Consider the following 22,621-nt stretch of genomic DNA (forward strand, 5'->3'; position numbering starts at 1 on the left):
TACATGGCGTCAGGACTTGCCGAATTCGTTGTGGATGAGGTCGAAGAGGTCGTCGGCGCTGGCCGACTCCAGGTCGATGCCGGCGGTCTCGGGCCGGGGCCGGGCGGGCACGGTCGCCGCGGCGCCGAGCCGGTCGGCGAGGTCGCGCAGGCGGGTGAGCAGGAGCGTCGTCTCCTCGTCGTCGGGCGGGGTCTCGGCGAGCGCCGCCTCGAGCTTCTCCAGCCGGGCGACCGCGCTCCCCCCGGCCGCCCGGGCGGCCGGGTCCGGGCCGCTCGCCAGGAGCCCGCGCAGGTAGGTGGCGAGGGCGGCGGGGGTCGGGTGGTCGAACGCCAGGGTGGCGGGCAGGGTCCGGCCGGTGGCGGCGTCGAGCAGGTTGCGCAGTTCGACGGCCATCACCGAGTCGGTGCCCAGATCGCGGAACTGCCGGTCCGGGTCGATGGCGGCCGGGGTGCTGTGGCCGAGTACGGCGGCGGTCCGGGAGATCACCAGGTCGACCAGGATGCGTTCCTGTTCCGCCTGCGGGACTCCGGCCAGCCGTTCGGCCAGGGACGGCCCGTGCCGGTCGGGGGCGGGCGGGGCGGGGCGGGGTGCGGCGGGCAGCAGGTCGAGCAGCCGCCCGCCGCGCCCGGCTTCCAGGACGGGGCCGAAGCGGCTCCAGTCGATGCCGGCCACGCAGAGCGTGGTCCGCTGTTCGGCGAGGGCCGTTTCCAGGGCCGGCAGGGCCTCCTGCGGCGGCAGTGGTGTCACGCCGGTGCGCTGCTGCTGCTCGCCGGCCGCGGTGCCGGCGCCGACGCCCGTTCCGGCCCAGGGTCCCCAGGCGAGGGCCGTGGCGGTGCGGCCGGCGGCCCGGCGCCGCTCGGCGAAGGCGTCCAGCGCGGCGTTGCCCGCGGCATAGGCGGCCTGACCGGGGTTGCCGACGACTCCGGCGAAGGAGGTGTACAGCACGAACGCGTCGAGGGGGTGGTCCGCGGTCAGGTCGTCGAGGTGCCGGACGGGTGCCAGGCGGGTGTGGAGCGTGTCCGCGACCCGGTCGGGGGTGAGGGAGCCGATCACCGCGTCGTCCACCGTGCCGGCCGCGTGGACGACGGCGGTGAGCGGGAGTTCTTCCGGTATGCCCGCCAGTACCCCGGCGAGGGCGGCGCGGTCGGTGACGTCGCGGGCGAGGAGGGTGACGTGGCTGCCGAGGGCGGTCAGTTCGGCGGTGAGGTCGTCGGCGCCGGGTGCTTCGGGGCCGCGGCGTCCGACGAGTACCAGGTGCGGCGCGCCCTGCCGGGCGAGGAGGCGGGCGGTGTGCGCGCCGAGGGCACCGGTGCCGCCGGTGATCAGTACGGTGCCGGTGGGCCGCCAGGCGTGGGCCGTGCGGTCGCCGTTGCCGGGGGCGTTCACGAGGCGTCTGCCCAGGACACCGGTGCGGCGGATCGCCACCTGGTCCTCGGGGCCGCCGGCGCCGAGCAGTGCGGCCAGCCGCGGGCCGGTCCGGTCGTCCCAGGGGGCGGGCAGGTCGACCAGGCCGCCCCAGCTGCGGGGCATCTCCAGGGCCGCGACCCTGCCGAAGCCCCAGACGGCCGCCTGGTCGAGGTCGGGTGCCGGGTCGTCGGTGGAGGCCCGCACCGCGCCTCGGGTGGCGCACCACAGCGGGCCCGCCACACCGGCGTCGTCGAGTGCCTGGGTGAGGGCGACGACGGAGGGCAGGGCGGTGGGGCCCGGGGCGGGCGGCAGGGCCAGGACACCGGCCGGGGCGGTCTTCGCCGTCGCGGCGCGGAGCCGGGCGGCGAGGGCGGTGCGGTCGGTGTCTCCGGGGATGACGAGGGTGTGCGCGCCGGCGCGGTGCAGCGCACGGCTGATGTCGTCGGCACCGGTGGGGGTGCTGTCGTCCTCGCCGGGCGGTGTGATGAGGAACCACGTGCCGGTCGGCCGGGCGGTCTCTTCGGCCACCGGGACCCAGCGCACCTCGTACTGCCCCTCCTCGGAGGCGGTGGGGCGCCCGGCCGGGGCGGTTTCGGGCCAGAAGCGGGTGTGCTGGAAGGGGTAGGGCGGCAGGGTGGCGGTCGGGGCGTGGGGGAACACCGCCGCCAGGTTCGCGGCGGCCCCCTCGACCCACAGCCGGGCGACGGCCGCGAGCAGGGACTCCGCCTCCGGGCGGCGGCGGCGCATCGCGGGCACCGCGCCGGGGACGAGGCCGCTGAGGACGCCGTCGGGGCCGAGTTCCAGGAACCGGGTGGCACCCGCCTCGTGGGCGCGGCGCACCGCGTCGGCGAAGCGGACCGGCTGCCGTACCTGTCCCACCCAGTAGGCGGGGGTGGCCGGGTCGCCGGGGGCGGTGGTGAGGATCGGGATCTGCGGGGTGTGGTACGTCAACGACTCGGCGACCGTGGCGAATTCGGCCAGCATGGGTTCCATCAGGTGCGAGTGGAAGGCATGGGAGACCGCCAGCCGCTTGACCCGGACCCCCTCCCCGCGCAGCCGCTCCTCCAGGACGGCGACGGCCGCGGCGTCGCCGGAGACCGTGACCGAGGTGGGGCCGTTGACGGCGGCGAGGTCCACCCCGTCGGGAAGTACGAGGTCCTCCTCGGCCGTCTCCACGGCGAGCATCGCACCGCCCTCGGGCAGGGCGTCCATCAACCGCCCGCGCGCCGACACCAGAGCACAGGCGTCGTCCAGGGAGAGCACCCCGGCCACATGCGCGGCGGCCAGCTCACCGATCGAGTGCCCCACGAGCACGTCCGGGGTGACCCCCCAGGACTCCAGCAGGCGGAAGAGGGCCACTTCCAGGGCGAACAGGCCCGCCTGCGTGTAGACGGTCCGCCCCAGCAGACCGGCGTCGTCACCGAACACCACATCCCGCAACGGCCGTTCCAGATCCACACGGGCACAGACCGCGTCGAACGCGTCCGCGAACACCCCGTACGCCTCGTACAACTCCCGGCCCATACCCAGCCGCTGCGAGCCCTGGCCGGAGAACAGCAGGGCGGTGGATCCCTCGCGGGCTGTTCCCCGGATGGCCCGGGCGGACGGTTCGTCCGTCGTCAGCGCCGCCAGGGCGTCGGAGTATCCCGCGGCGTCCTCGGCGAGCACGACGGCTCGGTGGGCCAGTCCGAGGCCCGTCGTGGCGAGTGTCCGGCCCACCGCGACGGCGGAGAGATCCGGGTCGTCGCAGAGGTTCATGAGGCCCTGCGCGCGGGCTTCCAGTGCCGCTTCGGAATGGGCCGAGAAGGCCCAGGGCAGTACGGAGTGCTGGGCGGGCGCCGGGGGTGCGGCCGTATCGCCCTGCTCCAGGACGACATGGGCGTTGGTGCCGCTGATCCCGAACGAGGAGACCGCCGCCCGGCGGGGCCGGTCGGCCCGCGGCGTCCACGCGGTGGTCTCGGTGAGAAGGGCCAGCCTGCCCGTGTCCCAGTCGACGGACGGGGAGGGGTGTGCCGCGTGCAGGGTGCGGGGCAGTTCGCCGTGGTGCATCGCCAGGAGCATCTTGATGACGCCGGCGACGCCGGCGGCGGCCTGGGTGTGGCCGATGTTGGACTTCACCGAACCCAGGTAGAGGGGTTCGGAACGGTCCTTGCCGTACGTCGCGAGGAGCGCTTCCGCCTCGATGGGGTCGCCGAGCTTCGTGCCCGTGCCGTGGGCCTCCACCGCGTCGACCTCCGAGGGCCACAGTCCGGCCGAGGCCAGGGCGGCGCGGATCACCCGCTGCTGGGAGGGGCCGTTCGGTGCGGTCAGTCCGTTGGAGGCGCCGTCCTGGTTGACCGCGCTGCCGCGCAGCACCCCCAGCACGCGGCGGCCGTGGGCGCGGGCGTCCGAGAGCCGCTCCAGCAGCAGCAGTCCGGCGCCCTCGCCCCAGCCGGTGCCGTCGGCGTCGGCGGAGAAGGCCTTGCAGCGGCCGTCGGCCGCCAGGCCGCGCTGGTGGGCGAACTCGACGAACGCGGTGGGCGCGGCCATGACCGTGACGCCGCCCGCGAGCGCCATGGAGCACTCCCCCGAGCGCAGCGACTGTGCCGCCAGGTGGAGGGCGACCAGGGAGGACGAGCAGGCGGTGTCCACGGTGAGGGCCGGCCCCTCCAGCCCGTAGGTGTAGGAGATCCGGCCGGACAGCACGCTGGCCGCGCTGCCGGTGGCCACGTGGCCCTCCAGCCCCGATCCGGTGGTGGGGAGGAGCCCGGCGTAGTCCTGGCCGTTCGTGCCCACGAAGACGCCGACGCGGCTGCCCTTGAGGGAGGCGGGGTCCAGGCCGGCCCGCTCGAAGGTCTCCCAGGAGGTCTCCAGCATCACCCGCTGCTGCGGGTCCATGGCCTGCGCCTCGCGCGGGGAGACGCCGAACAGGTCGGCGTCGAAGCCTGCCGCGTCGGGCAGGAAGGCGCCGCGGCGTGCGAAGTCGGGGGCGTCGCGCAGGTCCCAGCCCCGGTCGGCGGGGAAGTCGCCCACCAGGTCGAGGCCTTGGGAGAGCAGCTCCCAGAATTCCTCCGGGGTGGCCGCGCCGGGGAACCGGCAGCCCATCGCGACGATGGCGACGGGGTCCTCCGACGCGGGCGGGGCGGGGAGGCCCGGGGACGCGGCGGCGGGGGCGGCCGCTTCGGCGCCTCCGGTCAGTTCGGCGCGCAGCCGGGCGGCGAGGGCGGCCGGTGTGGGGTGGTCGAAGATCAGGCCGGCCGGGAGCGGGAGTCCGGTGGCGGCCCGCAGGGCGTTGCGCAGCTCGATGGCGGTGAGTGAGTCGAAGCCCAGGTCGCGGAAGGCCTTGTCGGGTGCGACGGTGGCCGCCGTGCCGTGGCCCAGCACGAAGGCGGCCAGGGTGCGCACCAGTTCTTCGGAGATCCGGCGGCGCTCGCCCTCGCCGGCGGCGGCGAGGCGCGCGGCGAGGCCGGTGGCGCCGCCGGAGTCGTCGGCGCTGTCCGGGGTTGCGGTGGGGGCGAGTTCGCGGAGCAGCGGGCTCGGCCGGGCGGCGGTGAAGCCGGCGGCGAACCGTGTCCAGTCGACGTCCGCGACGACGACGGCGGCCGTTCCCTCGCCGTCCGCGGCCGCGCCGCCGAGCATCCGGCTCAGGACGGTGACGGCGAGGTCGGGTGGCAGGGGGGACAGTCCGGAGCGGCGCAGCCGCTGGGTGAGGGCCTCGTCCTCGGCCATGCCGGTCTCGGCCCACGGCCCCCAGCCGATGGACGTGGCGGGCAGCCCCCGGGCGCGGCGGCGTTCGGCGAGTGCGTCGAGGTGGGCGTTGGCGGCGGCGTAGTTGGTCTGGCCCGCCGTGCCGACGGCGCCGGTGAAGGACGAGAAGAGGACGAAGGCGTCGAGGGGGAGTTCGCGGGTGAGGGTGTCGAGGTTCTCGGCGGCGAGGGTCTTGGCCCGGAGCACCTGTTCGAAGCGTTCGGGGGTCAGGCCGTCGAGCACCCCGTCGTCGAGCACGCCGGCCGCGTGGACGACGGCGGTGAGCGGGTGCTGTTCCGGTATCCGGTCGAGCAGGGCGGCCAGGGCGTCGTGGTCGGCGGCATCGCAGGCCACGGCGGTGGCGGTGGTGCCCACTGCCGCCAGTTCGGCGGTCAGTTCCGCGACGCCGGGCGCCTGGGGTCCGCGCCTGCTGACGAGGAGCAGCCGGGTGTGGCCGCGCTCGGCGAGCAGGCGGGCCACCTGGGCGCCGAGTGCGCCGGTGCCGCCGGTGATCAGCACAGTGCCGCCGCCGGTGCGGGGGGCGGGGGTGGCCGGGGGGGTCGGTACGGCGGTGACGAGGCGGCGGGCGAAGACGCCTTCGGCCCGGATGGCGACCTGGTCCTCCTCGTCGCCCGGCTGTGCGGCGCGGGCGGCGAGTACGGCGCAGAGGCGGTTCCCGGCGCGGGCGTCGAGGGTTTCGGGCAGGTCGATCAGTCCGCCCCAGACGTGCGGGAGTTCGAGGGCCGTGCCGCGGCCGAAGCCCCAGATCTGGGCTTGGGCGGGGTCGGGAGGGCCGTCGGCGCGGCCGGTCGAGACCGCGCCGCGGGTGAGGGCCCACAGCGGGACGTCGGCGTCGGCGCAGGCCTGGGTGAGGGCGAGCGTGGCGGCGAGCCCCCGGCCGAGGGCCGATCCCGTGTGCAGGGCGCCGGTGTCGGTTCCCAGCAGGGAGACGACGCCCGCGAGTTCGCCGTGGGAACGCAGCTGGTCGGCGAGGGCGGTCCGGTCGGCGGTGGGGTCGGGCAGGGTGAGGACGGTGGCGCCGCTTCGGCGCAGGGCGTCGGCGACCTGGGTGGTCGGGCTGTCCGGGTCGTCTGCGCGGTCGGGGCCGGCGACGAGCCAGACGCCGTCGAGGACGGCGGGTGCCGGGGCGACGGGTCGCCAGACCGCACGGTAGTACCAGGATTCGACGGCGGCCTCGGTGCGCCGGCGGTCGTGCCAGGAGGCGAGGTGCGGCATCAGGCCGGCCAGCCCGCGCCGGGTCTCGTCGTCGGGCAGCCCCAGGGTGTCGGCGAGCCGGTCGACCTCGCGCCCGGCCACGGCCGTCCAGAATCCGGCCTCGGCCCGTTCGCGGGGGGCCGTGGTGCCGTCGTCGGCCGCGGTCTCGGGCCAGTAGCGGCGGTGCTGGAAGGCGTAGGTCGGCAGCTCGACGGCGCGGCCGCCGAGCGGTGCGACGTACCTGTCCCAGGCGACGTGGGCGCCGTGCACGTACATCTCGGCGATGCCGCGCAGCAGGGTGGTGTGCTCGCCGTGGCCGGAGCGCAGGGCGGGGACGGCGGTCGCGTCCTCGACGAGGTGCGGGACGAGGGCGGACAGGGCGCCGTCGGGGCCGAGTTCGAGGAATCGGGTGGTGTCCGCCTCGTGGGCGCGGCGTACCGCGTCGGCGAAGCGGACGGGTTCGCGGACCTGTCCCACCCAGTAGGCGGGGGTGGCGAGGTCGCCGGGGGCGGTGGTTTCCACCGGGATGCGGGGGGTGTGGTAGGTCAACGACTGGGCGACCGTGGTGAATTCGGCGAGCATGGGTTCCATCAGGTGCGAGTGGAAGGCGTGGGAGACCGCCAGCCGCTTGACCCGGACGCCCTCCCCGCGCAGCCGCTCCTCCAGGACGGCGACGGCCGCGGCGTCCCCCGACACGGTCACCGAGGTGGGGCCGTTGATCGCTGCCGGTTCGACCCCGTCGGGCAGCTCCAGCGTCTCCTCGGCCGCCTCCACGGCGAGCATCGCACCGCCCTCGGGCAGGGCGTCCATCAACCGCCCGCGCGCCGACACCAAGGTGCACGCGTCGTCCAGCGACAGCACCCCGGCCACGTGCGCGGCGGCGAGTTCACCGATCGAGTGCCCCACGAGCACGTCCGGGGTGACCCCCCAGGACTCCAGGAGGCGGAACAACGCCACTTCCAGGGCGAACAGGCCCGCCTGCGTGTAGACGGTCCGCCCCAGCAGACCGGCGTCGTCACCGAACACCACATCCCGCAGCGGCCGTTCCAGGTCCACGCGGGCACAGACCGCGTCGAACGCGTCCGCGAACACCCCGTACGCCTCGTACAACTCCCGGCCCATGCCCAGCCGCTGCGAGCCCTGGCCGGTGAAGAGGAAGCCGGTGCGTCCGGTCGTCGCGGCCGCGGTGGGTGCGTTGCCGCGTCCCGCCGCCAGTGCGTCGAGTTCGTGGAGCAGTTCCTCGCGTCCCGTTCCCAGCACCACCGCCCGGTGCTCCAGTGCCGCGCGGCGGGTCGCCAGGGAGAGCCCGACGTCGGCCGGTTCCTCGGCGGCGGCCGTGGCGCGCAGCCGGGCCGCCTGGGCGCGCAGCCCTTCCGGCGAGGCGCCGCTCAGCACCCAGGGCACGAGGGTGTCCGGCATCCGGGGGGCCGGGAGGGGGGCAGGTTCGTCCGGCGCCTGTTCGATCATGGTGTGCGCGTTGGTGCCGCTGATCCCGAACGAGGAGACCGCGGCGCGTCGGGGGCGTCCGGCCGAAGGCCACTCCCGCTCCTCGGTGAGAAGTTCCACCGCCCCGGCCGACCAGTCCACGTGCGGCGAGGGCTGGTCGGCGTGCAGGGTGCGGGGCAGGACGCCGTGGCGCAGCGCCATGACCGTCTTGATGATCCCGCCGACGCCGGCGGCGGCCTGGGTGTGGCCGATGTTGGACTTCAGCGACCCGAGCCACAGGGGCCGTTCGGCGTCCCGGTCCTGTCCGTAGGTGGCCAGCAGGGCCTCCGCCTCGACCGGGTCGCCGAGTTTCGTGCCCGTGCCGTGCGCCTCCACCAGGTCCACGTCGCCGGGGGTCAGGCCGGCGTCGGCGAGGGCGGCGCGGATGACCCGCTGCTGCGAGGTGCCGTTCGGTGCCGTGAGGCCGTTGGACGCGCCGTCCTGGTTGACGGCCGAGCCGCGCACCACCGCGAGCACGGGGTGTCCGTTGCGCCGTGCGTCGGAGAGCCGCTCCACCAGCAGCACACCGGCGCCCTCGGACCAGCCGGTGCCGTCCGCGTCCGCCGAGAACGACTTGCAGCGTCCGTCGGGCGCGAGTCCCCGCTGCTTGCTGAAGTCCACGAACACACTGGGGGTGGACATCACGGTGACGCCCCCGACGACGGCCATCGAGCACTCGCCCGCACGCAGCGACCGGGCGGCGAGGTGCAGGGCCACCAGGGACGAGGAGCACGCGGTGTCCACCGTCACGGCCGGGCCCTCCAGCCCGTAGGTGTAGGCGATCCGGCCGGACACCACACTGCCGGCGCCTCCGGTGGCCCGGTAGCCCTCGGTCTCGGGAACGGCCTCGGCGGCCGCCGCGTAGTCGTGGTACATGACGCCGGCGAAGACGCCGGTGTCGCTGCCGCGCAGGGCGGCCGGGTCGATGCCGGCCCGCTCGAAGGTCTCCCAGGAGAGCTCCAGCAGAAGCCGCTGCTGGGGGTCCATCGCGAGCGCCTCGCGCGGCGAGATGCCGAACAGTTCCGCGTCGAACTCGGCGGCGTCGTGCAGGAAGCCGCCGTGCCGTGCGTACGTGGTGCCGGGGCTGGAGGGGTCGGGGTCGTGGAGGCGTGCGAGGTCCCAGCCGCGGTCGGTGGGGAAGCCGGTGATGCCGTCGCGGCCTTCCCGGACCATCCGCCAGAGTTCCTCGGGGCTGTCCACCCCGCCCGGGTAGCGGCAGCTCATCGCGACGACGGCGATCGGCTCGTCCGCTCCGGCGGTGTTCCGCCGGCGCGGTACGGCGGGGGCCGCGGCCGTTCCGCTCAGCTCCTCGCGGAGGTGGGCGGTCAGCGCGGCGGGGCTGGGGTGGGAGAAGACCAGGGTGGCGGCCAGCCGCAGTCCGGTGGCGGCGGCCAGCCGGTTGCGCAGTTCGACGCCGGTCAGGGAGTCGAACCCGAGGTCCTTGAAGGTCCGGCCGGTGTCCACACCGGTGCCGGAGGAGTGGCCGAGCACGCCTGCGACGGTCGTCCGTACCAGCTCCTCGACGGCGCGGGTGCGCTCGGGTTCCGGCAGGGCGGCGAGGCCGCCGGTGTCCGCCGCCGGGGCGGTGGCGGCCGAGCGGAGCGCGGGGCGGGCCAGGTGCCGCAGCATCGGCGGTACGGGGCCGTCGCCGGGGGCGGGTTCGGCGGCCATCGCCAGTACGTGGGCGGGCCCGGCGGTCACGGCCGCGTCGAGCAGCCCGGTGCCCCGGCCTGGGTCGAGGGCGCCGCCCAGGGCGGCGAAGCGCGCGCGGTCGCTCGTGCCGAGTCCGGCGGCCATGCCCTCGGTGCCGCCCCACAGTCCCCAGCCCACCGCGACGGCGGGCAGGCCCTCGGCCCGGCGGCGGGCGGCGAGGCCGTCGAGGAAGGCGTTGGCCGCTGCGTAGGAGGCCTGGCCGGCGGTGCCGAAGGAGGCGGCCACGGACGAGAACAGGACGAAGGAGGTGAGGCCGGATCCGCGGGTCGCCTCGTCGAGGAGGGCGGCCGCCTCGGCCTTGGGGCGCAGCACCGCGGCGGCGCGTTCGGGGGTCAGGGAGGTGAGCAGTCCGTCGTCGAGGACGCCCGCGGTGTGGACGACGGAGGTGATGGGGTGGTCGGCGAGCACCTGGTCGAGGTCGGCCCGGTCGGCGGCGTCGCCGGCGATGACCGTCACGGTGGCGCCCCGCGCGGTCAGTTCGGCGGCGAGGTCGGCGGCGCCCGGCGCTTGGGGGCCGCGCCGGCTGAGCAGGACCAGGTCCGTGACCTGGTGTGCGGTGACCAGGTGGCGGGCGACGCGGGCGCCCAGCGCCCCGGTGCCCCCGGTGATCAGGACGGTGTCGTGCGGGCCCCAGGGCTGGTCGGCGCCGGCCCGCAGCCGTGTGGCGCGGGGGGTCAGCAGGGTGCCGGAGCGCAGGGCGGTCTGCGGGGTGTCCAGGGGCAGGCCGGCGGCGAGGGCGGCGGCCGAGGCGGCCGTGCCGTCCAGGTCCGTCAGGCCGAACCGGCCGGGGTGTTCGGCCTGTGCGGACCGCAGCAGGCCCCAGACCGCGGCGGCGGCGGGGTCGACGCTCTCGCCGTCGGCTGTGGCGACGGCGTTCCGGGTGACGACGAGCAGCCGGCTGTCGGAGAAGCGCTCGTCGTCCGCCCAGGCGCGGACCAGGCCGAGTGCGGCGGTGACCGTGTCGTGCGTGCGCCGGGCGAGGGCGGAGCCGCCGGCGGCCGGGTCCGGGCCGGTGCCGACGCAGGCCAGCAGCGTGCCGGGGGCGGCCTCCACGTCCGCCAGGGCGGTCAGGGCGGGGAAGGGGCCTGCCGCGGTGAGCGTGTCGAGGAGGTCGGTGGTGCCCACCGGCAGGGCCGCGAACGGTACTTCGCGGTTCCCGTCGCCTGCGGGGGTCCAGTCGATGCCGTAGAGCACCCCGAAGGAGGCGTCGCCGAGCCGTTCGGCGGTCACGGGCCGGAAGGCGAGCGAGCGTACCGTCAGCACGGGCGCGCCCGTCGGGTCGGCGAGGCGGACCGTGTACGCGTCGGGGCCGTTGCGGACCAGGGTGACGTGCAGCGTGGTGGCGCCGACGGCGTGCCGGGTCACGTCGGACCAGGCGAACGGCAGGAGGGTCGCGCCGTCCTCGCGGAGGAGGCCGGTGGCGCCGAGCGCGTGCAGCGCCGCGTCGTACAGCACGGACTGCGGCCCTGGCGGCAGTTCGACCTCCGCGTACACGGTATCCCCGTCGCGCCAGGCGGCGCGCAGGCCCTGGAAGGCGGGGCCGTAGGAGAGGCCGGCCGCGGCGAGGGTGTCGTAACCGGGCGGGGTGGCCGTGCCCGTGGGGTGCCAGGGGTCGTCCGTGGCGGGGGTGTCCCCGGGGAGGCGGGCCGGTTCCAGGACGCCGGTGGCGTGGGTGGTCCAGGGTGCTCCGGGGTCGCCGTCGGGGCGGCTGTGGATCTCGACCGTCCGGTCGGTCACGGTCATCTGGAGCTGGACGGCACCGTGTTCGGGCAGGATCAGGGGCTCGCGGAGGGTCAGTTCGGCGAGTCCCGGCAGTCCCGCGCCGGCTCCCGCGTGGAGGGCGAGATCGACCAGGGCGGTTCCGGGCAGCACGGTCCGCCCGTGGACGACGTGGTCGGCCAGCCAGGGGTGCGTGGTGAGGCCGACGGCGCCGGTCCAGACGAGTCCGCGCTCGCCCGCCAGGGGAACGACGGCGCCCAGCAGGGGGTGTCCGGCCGTGACCAGGCCGGCGGCGGCCAGGGCGGTGGCGGAGGAGGTCCGGGAGGTCCAGTGGCGGGTGCGCTGGAAGGCGTAGGAGGGCAGTTCGACGGGGCGGGTGTCCCGGCCGGTGCCGGCGACGGCCCTCCAGTCCGGTGCCCCGCCGCGGGTCCACAGCACGGCGGCGGTGTGGGCGGCCCCGGTGTCGTCCTGGTCCCGGCGCAGCAGCGGTACGGCGAGGGCCTCGTCGAGGACCGCCGGGACGAGGGCGGACAGGGTGCCGTCGGGGCCGAGTTCGAGGAATGTCCGTACCTCGCGGAGGGAGGCGAGGGCGTCGGCGAAGCGGACGGGTTCGCGGACCTGTCCGACCCAGTAGGCGGGGGTGGCCGGGTCGCCGGGGGCGGTGGTGAGGATCGGGATCTGCGGGGTGTGGTACGTCAACGACTCGGCGACCGTGGCGAATTCGGCGAGCATGGGTTCCATCAGGTGCGAGTGGAAGGCGTGGGAGACCGCCAGCCGCTTGACCCGGACCCCCTCCCCGCGCAGCCGCTCCTCCAGGACGGCGACGGCCGCGGCGTCCCCGGAGACGGTCACCGAGGCGGGGCCGTTGACGGCGGCGAGGTCCACCCCGTCGGGCAGCGTCAGGGCTTCCTCCGCCACTCCCACGGCGAGCATCGCCCCACCCTCCGGCAGGGCGTCCATCAACCGCCCGCGCGCCGACACCAAGGTGCACGCGTCGTCCAGGGACAGCACCCCGGCCACATGCGCGGCGGCCAGCTCACCGATCGAGTGCCCCACGAGCACGTCCGGGGTGACCCCCCAGGACTCCAGGAGGCGGAAGAGGGCCACTTCCAGGGCGAACAGGCCCGCCTGCGTGTAGACGGTCCGCCCCAGCAGACCGGCGTCGTCACCGAACACCACATCCCGCAGCGGCCGTTCGAGCTCCACGCGGGCACAGACCGCGTCGAACGCGTCCGCGAACACCCCGTACGCCTCGTACAACTCCCGGCCCATGCCCAGCCGCTGCGAACCCTGGCCGGAGAAGAGGAAGCCGGTGCGTCCGGTCGTCGCGGTTCCGTGCAGTACGCCGGCCGTGTCGTGGCCTTCGGCCACCGCGTCCAGGCGGGCCGCCAGTTCCTCGCGGTCGGCGGCGAAGACGGCCGCGCGGTGGTCGAGAGGGAAGCGGGTGATCGCCGACGACCGTGCGATCGCGGTCAGCGGCACGGACGGTTCGGCGTCCAGGAAGGCGCGCAGCCGGGCCGCCTGGCCGCGCAGGGCGGCGGTGCCGTGCCCCGAGAGGAGCACGGGAAGCGCAGGGCCGGGCTCCGGGTCCTCCTGGTCCGGGGCGGCCGGTTCGGGTGCCGCCTCGATGACCGCGTGGGCGTTGGTGCCGCTGATGCCGAACGAGGAGACACCGGCCCGGTGCGGCCGGTCCGCGGGGGGCAGGGTCACGTTCTCGGTGAGCAGTTTCACGGCGCCCGCCGACCAGTCCACGTGCGGTGAGGGTTCGTCGGCGTGCAGGGTGCGGGGCAGGATGCCGTGGCGCAGGGCCATGACCGTCTTGATGACGCCGGCGACGCCGGCGGCGGCCTGGGTGTGGCCGATGTTGGACTTCAGCGACCCGAGCCACAGGGGCCGTTCGGCGTCCCGGTCCTGTCCGTAGGTGGCCAGGAGTGCCTGCGCCTCGATCGGGTCGCCCAGCCTGGTGCCGGTGCCGTGGGCCTCCACCGCGTCCACGTCGGAGGGTTTCAGGCCGGCCGCGTCGAGGGCCGCCCGGATGACCCGCTGTTGTGCCAGGCCGTTGGGTGCGGTCAGTCCGTTGGAGGCGCCGTCGGAGTTGACGGCGGAGCCGCGCAGCACGGCCAGGACGGGCTGGCCGTCGGCCAGGGCGTCGGACAGGCGTCGCAGGACGAGCACGCCCGCGCCCTCGGACCATCCGGTGCCGTCGGCCCGTGCTCCGAACGCCTTGCAGCGGCCGTCCGGGGAGAGGCCGTCCTGCCGTGCGAACTCGACGAGGACGCCGGGTGTGGCCATCAGGGTGACGCCGCCCGCCAGGGCCGTGGAGCACTCCCCCGCGCGCAGCGACTGTGCGGCCAGGTGCAGGGCCACCAGGGAGGACGAGCAGGCGGTGTCCACGGTCACCGCCGGGCCCTGGAACCCGTAGGCGTAGGCGATCCGGCCGGAGGCGACGCTGGCGGTGGTGCCGGTCAGCAGGTAGCCCTCGGAGCTCTCGGCGGGCTCGTGCATCCGGGGGCCGTAGTCCTGCGCGGTGGCTCCGACGAAGACGCCGGTGCGGCTGCCACGCAGGTCGGCCGGTGCGGTGCCGAGCCGTTCCAGGGCCTCCCAGGTGACTTCGAGGAGCAGGCGTTGCTGCGGGTCCATGGCGGCGGCCTCGCGCGGCGAGATGCCGAAGAGTCCGGCGTCGAAGCCGGCGATGTCGTCCAGGAACCCGCCGGCCGTGGGGAGGGGGGTGTCCAGGGCGGCCAGGGACGTCTGCCAGCCCCGGTCCTCGGGGAGGCCGCTCAGGACCTCGCGGCCCCGGGACAGTGTTTCCCACAGGGCCGCGGGCGAGTCGATGCCGCCGGGGAAGCGGCAGGCCATGGCGACGATGGCGACGGGGTCGGCGGCGTCGGCGGGTCCGGCGGAGGCCGGGGCGGCGGCGTCCTCGCCGCGCAGCGCGTCGCACAGCCGGTGGGCGGCCGCGGCCGGGGTGGGGTGGTCGAAGAGGAAGGTGGGCGGCAGGGTGATCCCGGTGGCGGCGGCGAGCCGGTCGCGCAGCTCGACCAGGGTCAGGGAGGCGATCCCGAGGGACTTGAAGGTCTGCTCCGGGTCGATGTCCCCGGCCGCGGTGAAGCCGCCGACCACGGCGGCGTGGGAGCGGACCAGTTCCAGCACCGTGCCGCGGGCGGACCGCGGGGAGAGGGCGCGCAGCCGGTGGCGCAGGGAGTCGTCCGGGTCCGTGGCCGTGTCGGCGCCGGTGTCCGGGGCGGCGGTGTCCCGCGCGGGGTCGCCGGAGCCGCTCCCCTGCGCGGTCGCGGTGCCGGGCCGCCAGTGGCGCTCCCGCTGGAAGGCGTAGGTGGGCAGGTCCACGACCGCACCCGGCGGGGCGGGCAGACGGACGTCCCGGCCGTGGGCGAGGAGTTCGGCGGCGGATCCGAGCAGCCGCGCGCGTCCTCCCTCGCCTCGGCGCAGTGAGCCGACGACCGCGGTGTCGGGCACGTCCAGTTCGGCCAGGGTGTCGCGTACGGCGGCCACCAGCACCGGGTGCGGGGTGGCTTCGACGACGAAGCGGAAGTCCTCCTCGGCCAGCCGTCGCACGGCGGTGGAGAACTCGACGGTGGAGCGCAGGTTGCGGTACCAGTAGACGGCGTCCAGGCCGGCCGTGTCGGTCCACTCCCCGGTGACGGTGGACAGGAACGGCAGCTCGGAGGTGCGGGGTTCGATGTCCGCGAGCGCGGCCAGCAGCTCGTCGTGGATGAGTTCGACCTGTGCCGAGTGCGAGGCGTAGTCGACGGGGATGCGCCTGGTCTCGACGCCGTGCGACACGCAGTGTGCCGCGAAGGTGTCGAGGGCGTCGACCGGTCCCGAGACCACGACGGCGGTGGGCCCGTTGTCGGCGGCGATCGAGAGGGCGGGTGCGTCGTCGAGCCAGGGGCGGACCTGTGCGGCCCCGGCCTGTACGGAGAGCATGCCGCCCTGCCCGGCCAGGGCGCCGATGGCCCGGCTGCGCAGGGCGACCACCTTGGCCGCGTCCTCCAGTGACAGGGCGCCGGCCACGCAGGCCGCGGCGATCTCGCCCTGGGAGTGTCCGGCGACGGCGTCGGGCACGACCCCCAGCGACCGCCAGGTCTCGGCGAGCGCCACCATCACGGCGAAGAGCGCGGGCTGCACCACGTCGACCCGGTCCAGGGTGGGCGCGCCCTCGGCGCGGCGCAGGACGTCCGTGAGCGAGTAGTCGGTGTGCGGGGCGAGCGCTTCGGCGCAGGCGTGGATGGTGCGGGTGAACACCTCGTCGGTGTCGAGGAGTTCGGTGGCCATGTCGGGCCACTGCGAGCCCTGCCCGGAGAAGATCATGGCGAGGCGTCCGGTGCGGGCGGTGCCCTCGCTGATGCCTGCCGCCGGCAGTCCGGCGGCGACGGCGTCGAGCTGTGCGAGCAGCTGCTCGCGGTCCGCGGCGAGGAGCACGGCGCGCCGGGCGAAGCGCGTGCGGGTGGTGGCGGTCGAGTGCGCCACGTCCGCCACGTCCAGGCCGGCGCTCTCCACCGCGTCCTTGAGCCGGGCGGCCTGGGCGCGCAGGGCCTGCGCGGTGCGGCCGGAGACGAGCACGGGGACGGGGAGGGTGCTGCCCTCGGGGGCCGGGGCGGTGGCCGGGGTGGCCGCCGGGGCGGGAGCCGGGCCCAGGACCAGGTGGCAGTTGGTGCCGCCCATGCCGAAGGAGCTGACTCCGACGAATCCCTCGCCGCCCAGGGGGGCCGCCTCGGTCTGGACGCGCAGGTTCAGCCGTTCCAGGGGGATGCCGGCGGGCGCGGACCGGAAGTTGAGGCTCGGCGGCACGGTGTTCCGCTCGACGGCGAGCGTGGCCTTCAGCAGGCCGGCGATGCCGGCGGCGCCCTCGAGGTGTCCGATGTTGGTCTTCACGGAGCCGACGGGCAGCGGGGTGGTGCGTGCGGTGCCGAGGGCGGCGCCGAGGGCCGCGGCTTCGACGGGGTCGCCGACGGGGGTACCGGTGCCGTGCAGTTCGACGTAGCCGACCGCGTCCGGGGTGATCCCGGCGCGGGCGTGGGCGGCGCGCAGGACGGCTTCCTGGGCGGCGGCGCTGGGGGTGGTGAGGCTGGGGCCGCCGCCGTCGTTGTTGACGGCGCTGCCGTGGATGACCGCGTGGATCCGGTCGCCGTCGGCGAGGGCGCGGGTCAGCGGTTTGAGGAGGACGACCGCGCCGCCCTCGCCGCGGACGAATCCGTTGGCGCGTTCGTCGAAGGTGAAGCAGCGGCCGTCCGGGGAGAGTCCGCCGAAGCGCAGGGCGGAGACGGTGCTGTCGGGGGCCAGGATGAGGTTGACGCCACCGGCCAGGGCCAGGTCGGACTCGCCGCGTGCCAGGCTTTCGCAGGCGAGGTGGACGGAGACCAGGGAGGAGGACTGGCCGGCGTCGACGGTGAGGCTGGGGCCGTGCAGTTTGAGGGTGTAGGACAGGCGGTTGGCGATGAGGCCGCGCTGGAGTCCCGGCATGGAGTGCCGGTCGAGGCCCGCGTCGCCTTCGCGGTGCAGGAGGGCGGCGTAGTCGTCCCAGATCGCGCCGAGGAAGACACCGGTGCGGCTGCCGCCGAGGTCGGCGGGGATGTGGCGGGCGTCCTCCAGTGCCTCCCAGGCGAGTTCGAGGGCGAGGCGCTGCTGCGGGTCGGTGGCGGCGGCCTCGCGCGGGGAGATGCCGAAGAAGGCGGCGTCGAAGTCGGCGGCCTGTTCGATGAATCCGCCGCGGGTGGCGCCGGGAACGCGCGCGCGGTCGGAGGGGGTCTCGGTGATCGCGTCGGTCCCCGTGGCGAGCAGGTCCCACAGCGCTGCCGGTCCGGGCGCGCCGGGCAGCCTGCACGCGTACCCGATGATCGCGAATGCCTCGGAACCACCGGTGTACGTATCCGACATGAATGCCCCGAAATCACTTGACGGCGCGAGGTCGCCGGTCCCGAACCCGGCCGGCTGCCGGAGCAGGTGGCCACGCGCCCACCGTGTTCCGGCCGCTCTTCCTCGACTGAAGCACCCCGACGCTAGCCAGGGGCCCGACGAGCGGCCAACCCCTAGCCTTCGCGCCGCCGCCCCTGACCAGGTGACTAGGGGGCGGCGCGGTGCTGCTCAGGGGTGGGGGTGCGGGGCGGCCGGTGTACCTCCGGGGGCCTGGGGCGGGCGGCCCGGCGCGGAGCGCTCCGCCGGTGGGGGCGGTCAGCCGAGGATGCCCTGCCGGTACGCGGCGGCCACGGCGGCGGCCCGGTCCCTCGCGTCCAGCTTGTCGTAGATGTGGGTCAGATGCGTCTTGACCGTCGCTTCGCTGATGAACAGTTCACGAGCGATCTCCCGGTTCGACGTGCCGCGCGCCACGTGTTCCAGCACCTGGAGCTCCCGCGCGGAGAGCGTGGCGTCGGCGGGCGGTGCGGCGGGCCGTCGTACCGCCGTGACCAGGCGTGAGGCGACCGCCGGGGACAGTACGGTGCGGCCCTCGGCCGCCGCCCGGATGGCGGCGAACAGCTCGTCGCGCAGCGCGTCCTTCAGCAGGTAGCCCGTCGCCCCGGCCTCGATCGCGGGGAGGGTGTCGGAGTCGGTGTCGTAGGTGGTGAGCACCAGCACGCGGGCCCGTGCGCCACGCCGGGTGAGTTCGGCGATGGCCTCCACGCCGCTGCCGGCGGGCATGCGCAGGTCCATCAGGACGACGTCGGGGTCCAGGCGCAGCGTCATCTCCACCGCTTCCGTGCCGCCGGATGCCTCTCCGAGCACGGTGAAGCCGGCCGCGGGTTCCAGGATGCCGCGCAGTCCGTCGCGCACCACCGGGTGGTCGTCGACGATCAGCAGGGTGATCCCCCCGTTGTCCTCAGCGTTCATGGGGCACCGACGGGACGCGTGCGGACACGGCGGTGCCCAGGCCCGGTTCGGACTCCACGGTCAGCTCCCCCGCCAGCCGCTCCGCGCGGGCGCGCATGCCTTTCAGGCCGAAACCGGAGGCGGTGCCGGGCTCGGGCAGGGCGGACGGGTCGAAGCCCTGGCCGTCGTCGCGCACGTCGAGGACGACCTCCTCGCCCATGTAGGACAGGGTCACGCCGACGCGGCCGGCCTTCGCGTGGCGTGCCGCGTTGGACAGGGCTTCCGCCGCGATGCGCAGCAGCGTCGCCTCCACCTCGTCGTGCAGGGGCTCGTCGGAGCCGGTGAGGGTGAACTCGGCGTGTACGCCGGTGTGTTCGGACCAGCGGGTGACGGTCTTCTTCAATGCCTCGGGCAGGTCGTCCTCGGCCAGGGCGACGGGCGCGAGGTTGGCGACGGCCCGGCGTGCCTCGCCGAGGCTGTGGCGGGCCAGTTGCAGGGCTCGTTCGGCGTGGGCGCGGGCCATGCCCTGTTCCCGGGTGTCGGTGACGACCTGGAGCTGGGTGATGACACCGGTCAGGTCCTGGGCGACGGTGTCGTGGATCTCGGCCGCCAGGCGGCGGCGCTCGTCGGCGATCCCGGCCTCGCGTGCCTGGAGCATGAGCTGGTCGTGCAGGGCGGCGTTCTCCACCAGGGCCCGCTCCAGCGCGAGGTTGGCGTGCTCCAGCTCGCGGATGGTCGCCACCCGCTTCCGGGCGCGGTCCTCCTCCTTCCCCGCGTCCTGCTGGACGGTCAGGAAGATGCCCAGGTTGACGGCGACCAGCATGCCGTAGAACACCCATTTCGCCGTGTTGTCGGGCGGCAGGCCCCCGATCTGCGCGCCGGCGATCGTCGCGGCGGTGGCCAGCAGGCCGAGGGGGACCCAGCGGCGGGGCACCAGACGTTCGGTGTCGAAGCATCCGGCCGCCGCGTAGAAGGCGCAGAACGGGTTGATCCAGGCCAGGCCGAACGCCAGGGCCGAGCGCAGTGTGTAGTAGACGGCGCCGGCGGCGCCGGGGCCGGGGCGGCTGCGTGCCGACCGGTCCCACCACAGCTGCAGGAGGAGCGCCGCGGCGGCGAGTATCCCTGCCGCAATCCACTCGGCGCGGTCCATGCCGACCAGGGACGAGGTCGCGGCGGCGAGCACCAGACCGACGCCGAGGAGGACGGGGGGGCTGAAGCGCAGGAGTGAGCGCGACGGGGCGTCGGGCGCGGCCTGCGCCTCGGTGACCGGGGGGGATGCGTCGGGTGCCACGCCCTCAGTGTCGGCCATGGCACCCGGCGCGCGGGGCACGTTCGTCACTCCCAGCGGAACCAGCGCGTGGCGCACACGGACAGCACCAGCGTCCACAGGGCCAGTACGCCGAGGTGGATCCAGTCCGGCCAGTCGCCGGCGGTGGCCTGGTTGAGGGCCTGGGCGGCGGCACCGAAGGGCAGCTTCTCCACGATGTCGGCCATCAGTTCGGGCATCTGCTGGATGGGCATGTAGACGCCGGCGGCGAGCATCGCGGGGAAGAACACCGAGAGGCTGACCGCCTGGGCGATCTTCACGGTGGGGGACAGCGCGGAGATCAGCGCGCCGAGCGCCAGCAGGCACACCACCGCCAGCAGCAGGGTCAGCGCGTAGCCCGCGACCTGGGTCGGCAGGGCGACGCCGGAGACGATGCGCCCGACCGCCAGGGTGGCCACGGCGGAGAACAGCGAGGCGACGGCGTGCAGTCCCACCTGGGCGCCGAGAACGGCGGTGGGGCGCATGGGGGTGGTGGACATGCGGCGCAGGATGCCGCGCTCGCGGTAGCCGGTGATCACCGGGGGCATGGCCATCAGACCGGCCATGATCATCGAGAGGAGCACGGCGACGGGCACGTAGGCCTCGACGGTGGTGAGGCCGCCGAGCTCCTTCATGGGCTCGGTCATGGACGGGATGAAGCCGAGGACCACCAGCAGCAGCGTGGGGAAGGCCATGACCCAGAACACCGAGCCGGGCTCGCGGAAGAACAGGATCAGTTCGGCGCGCAGCACGGCCCGTCCGGTCCGGGACGCGCCGGTGGTGGAAGGTACCGAGGGTGCGGTGGCGGCGCTCATGCGTCGGCTCCCGTCAGGTTGAGGAAGGCGTCATCGAGGGTGGAGTCGGTGACGCGCAGTTGGTGGGCGCTCACCCGGTTGCGGGCGAGCAGGCTGATCACCGCGTTGACGGTCTCGTCGGTGCCGGCGAGGGTGACCCTTCCCTCGCGGATCGTGACGTTGGCGAGGCCCGGCAGGGCGGCGAGGACGTCTTCCTCCAGGGGGCGGGAGGGGGTGAAGGAGATGACGGTGCCGCTCGCGGTCTGGGCGACCAGGCCGGAGGGGGTGTCCAGGGCGGCGACCCGGCCGCGGTCGAAGATCGCGACCCGGTCGCACAGCCGCTGCGCTTCCTCCATGAAGTGGGTGACGAGGAGGATGGTGACGCCGCTGGCCCGGACGTCCTCGATCAGCGACCACACCTCGCGCCGGGCGCCCGGGTCCAGGCCGGTCGTCAGCTCGTCCAGGACGACGACCCGCGGGTTGCCGATCAGGGCGAGCGCGATGGCCAGCCGCTGCTTCTGGCCGCCGGACAGCTGCGCGAACCGGGTGTCGAGCTTCTCCTCCAGGCCCAGGCGGGCGGCCAGGACCCGCCAGTCGGCGGGGTTGGGGTAGCAGCCGGCGTACAGCTGGAGCGACTCGGTGACGGTGAGCTTGCCCTGCAGCTCGCTCTCCTGCAGCTGCGCGCCCATGATGAGGGTCGTCTTCGCCCGGTCGGCGACCGGGTCCAGTCCGCACACGCGGATCGTGCCGCTGTCCGGGACGCGCAGTCCGAGGATGGACTCGACGGTGGTGGTCTTGCCGGCGCCGTTGGGGCCGAGGACCCCGAAGATCTCGCCCTCCTCCACCGCGAGGGAGACGCCGTCCACGACGGGGCGTCCGCCGTAGCTCTTGCGCAGGTCGCTCACTTCAATGAGAGTCATGCTTCCACCGTGCCGGTCCGGGCCGCTCCGGCACATCGCCCATCACGCTCGCAGGGGGATCAACCGATCGGTTGATCCCCCTTACGCCACCCCTACCGCACGACCCCTATGCCCCCGACACCGTCTCGGGGTTTTCCCCCGGGGCCCCGGATCGGGCCGCGGGTGCGGTGGTTCCGACGAACAGGCCGCGCGGTGCGAGCGGGTGCTTGACGTACTCGACCTCGCAGCCCGCGCGGGCGAAGGAGCTCTCGTACTCGTCGCGGGTGAACAGCGTGGTGCGGTGCACGTCGGAGAAGTGCGTGATGCCGCTCTCGGCCGAGGCCACCAGGTAGTGCACCTCCATGTGGCTGACCCCGCCGTCCCGGACGGAGTGGGAGAGGCGGACGTAGGTGCGCCCGCCCGACTCGACCGTGTCGGTGCCCACGTAGCCCTCCAGGAAGTCCTCGGGGAGCCAGAAGGGTTCGATGACGATGACGCCGCCCGGTACGAGGTGGCGGGCGAAGCTGGTGAGGGTGGCGGTGAGTTCGTCGGTGTCGGCGCAGTACGCCACCCCGCTGAACAGGCTCACCACCGCGCCGAAGGTGCGGTCGAGGGCGAAGTCGCGCATGTCGCCCCGGTGGATGGGGACCCCGGTGTTCTTCCGGGCCAGCTGCACCATGTCCTCGGACAGATCGAGGCCCTCGACGTGCCCGAACGAGGCGGCGAAGTGCGCGAGGTGATCGCCGGAGCCGCAGGCGACGTCCAGGAGCGAGTCGGCCTCCGGCAGCCGCTCCCGTACCAGGGACGTCACCAGTGCGGCCTCGCCCGTGTAGTCCTTGCCCCGGCCCCGGTAGAAGGCCTCGTACATCTCGCCGCGGTCGTAGATGCTCTCGTGCCGTTCAGTCGTCACGCGTCTGCTCCTTGCGGTCGTGGGGTCGTCCGTGTGTCCGCTCGCCCGTCGCCTCGCCCGTCCGTCCCCTCGGGGCCGTCGGCGGCTCCGGTGCCGGGAAGGCGTGCGGTGCGCACGAACTCGTCGTAGTCGTAGAGGTAGTCGTCCAGTTCGTACGGGGCCGAGGCGAGCACCAGGCAGGTCGCCTCGGGTGAGAAGTCGGCGAACTCGGTCCACACGCCCGGCTCCACGTGGAGCGCCCGGTCCGGGCGGTCCAGGCGTACCCGGGCGCGCGAGAAGCCGTCGTCCACGACCACCTCGAAGGCCCCGGTGGCGGCCACGACGAGTTCGTGCAGTTCCCGGTGCATGTGCAGCCCTCTGACGGCCTGCCGGGGCACTCCGTGCACGAAGAAGACCCGCTCGATCGGGAAGTCGACCTGCTGTCCCCGCTCGATGACGGTGAGCGAGCCGCGCGGGTCGGTGTTGTCCGGGAGCGTGACGAGACGGCAGCCGCGTACCGCCTCAAGGGGCGCCTCGGGGCTCTGGTCAGGGGCCATGGGGGCCTTCCTCGGTGTGTGGGACGGGGGCGGTGCGGGTGCGCGGGGCAGGCCGCGGGCTCCGGCGCGGGGCCGGCCGGTGTGCG

General features: G+C 75.0%; 7 protein-coding genes. All 7 read right to left on the reverse strand.

The features are described 5' to 3' along the window. Window positions 1-9: 9 nt before the first annotated feature. Window positions 10-17,163 (reverse strand): type I polyketide synthase, encoded by a 17,154-nt coding sequence (locus QFZ71_RS30130; protein WP_307671666.1) that lies wholly within the window; start codon window positions 17,161-17,163, stop codon window positions 10-12. A gap of 294 nt (window positions 17,164-17,457) precedes the next feature. Further along, window positions 17,458-18,111 carry a response regulator transcription factor gene (locus QFZ71_RS30135; RefSeq protein WP_307671667.1) on the reverse strand — a complete coding sequence of 218 codons (654 nt, stop codon included), beginning with the start codon at window positions 18,109-18,111 and terminating at the stop codon, window positions 17,458-17,460. After that, window positions 18,101-19,399, reverse strand: coding sequence for a sensor histidine kinase (locus tag QFZ71_RS30140; protein WP_307671668.1), 1,299 nt, complete (start codon window positions 19,397-19,399; stop codon window positions 18,101-18,103). Before QFZ71_RS30140 ends, QFZ71_RS30135 begins: the two co-directional genes overlap by 11 nt. 26 nt (window positions 19,400-19,425) lie before the next feature. Beyond that, window positions 19,426-20,211, reverse strand: a complete 786-nt coding sequence (locus QFZ71_RS30145; protein ID WP_307671669.1) for an ABC transporter permease — start codon at window positions 20,209-20,211, stop codon at window positions 19,426-19,428. Then, a complete protein-coding gene (locus tag QFZ71_RS30150; RefSeq protein WP_307671670.1) occupies window positions 20,208-21,110 on the reverse strand; it encodes an ABC transporter ATP-binding protein in 903 nt (300 codons plus the stop codon). Before QFZ71_RS30150 ends, QFZ71_RS30145 begins: the two co-directional genes overlap by 4 nt. Before the next feature lie 106 nt (window positions 21,111-21,216). Further along, window positions 21,217-21,999 carry a class I SAM-dependent methyltransferase gene (locus QFZ71_RS30155; protein ID WP_307671671.1) on the reverse strand — a complete coding sequence of 261 codons (783 nt, stop codon included), beginning with the start codon at window positions 21,997-21,999 and terminating at the stop codon, window positions 21,217-21,219. Next, window positions 21,996-22,535 (reverse strand): FdtA/QdtA family cupin domain-containing protein, encoded by a 540-nt coding sequence (locus QFZ71_RS30160; RefSeq protein WP_307671672.1) that lies wholly within the window; start codon window positions 22,533-22,535, stop codon window positions 21,996-21,998. The genes QFZ71_RS30155 and QFZ71_RS30160 overlap by 4 nt, the downstream gene beginning before the upstream one ends. Between the last annotated feature and the right edge of the window lie 86 nt (window positions 22,536-22,621).

The organism is Streptomyces sp. V2I9, assembly GCF_030817475.1.
Classification (GTDB): Bacteria; Actinomycetota; Actinomycetes; order Streptomycetales; family Streptomycetaceae; genus Streptomyces.

Bases quoted from the DNA above. Each gene is read 5' to 3' on its own strand.
- QFZ71_RS30130 (WP_307671666.1), bottom strand. From the start codon at position 17,163: ATGTCGGATACGTACACCGGTGGTTCCGAGGCATTCGCGATCATCGGG.
- QFZ71_RS30135 (WP_307671667.1), bottom strand. From the start codon at position 18,111: ATGAACGCTGAGGACAACGGGGGGATCACCCTGCTGATCGTCGACGAC.
- QFZ71_RS30140 (WP_307671668.1), bottom strand. From the start codon at position 19,399: ATGGCCGACACTGAGGGCGTGGCACCCGACGCATCCCCCCCGGTCACC.
- QFZ71_RS30145 (WP_307671669.1), bottom strand. From the start codon at position 20,211: ATGAGCGCCGCCACCGCACCCTCGGTACCTTCCACCACCGGCGCGTCC.
- QFZ71_RS30150 (WP_307671670.1), bottom strand. From the start codon at position 21,110: ATGACTCTCATTGAAGTGAGCGACCTGCGCAAGAGCTACGGCGGACGC.
- QFZ71_RS30160 (WP_307671672.1), bottom strand. From the start codon at position 22,535: ATGGCCCCTGACCAGAGCCCCGAGGCGCCCCTTGAGGCGGTACGCGGC.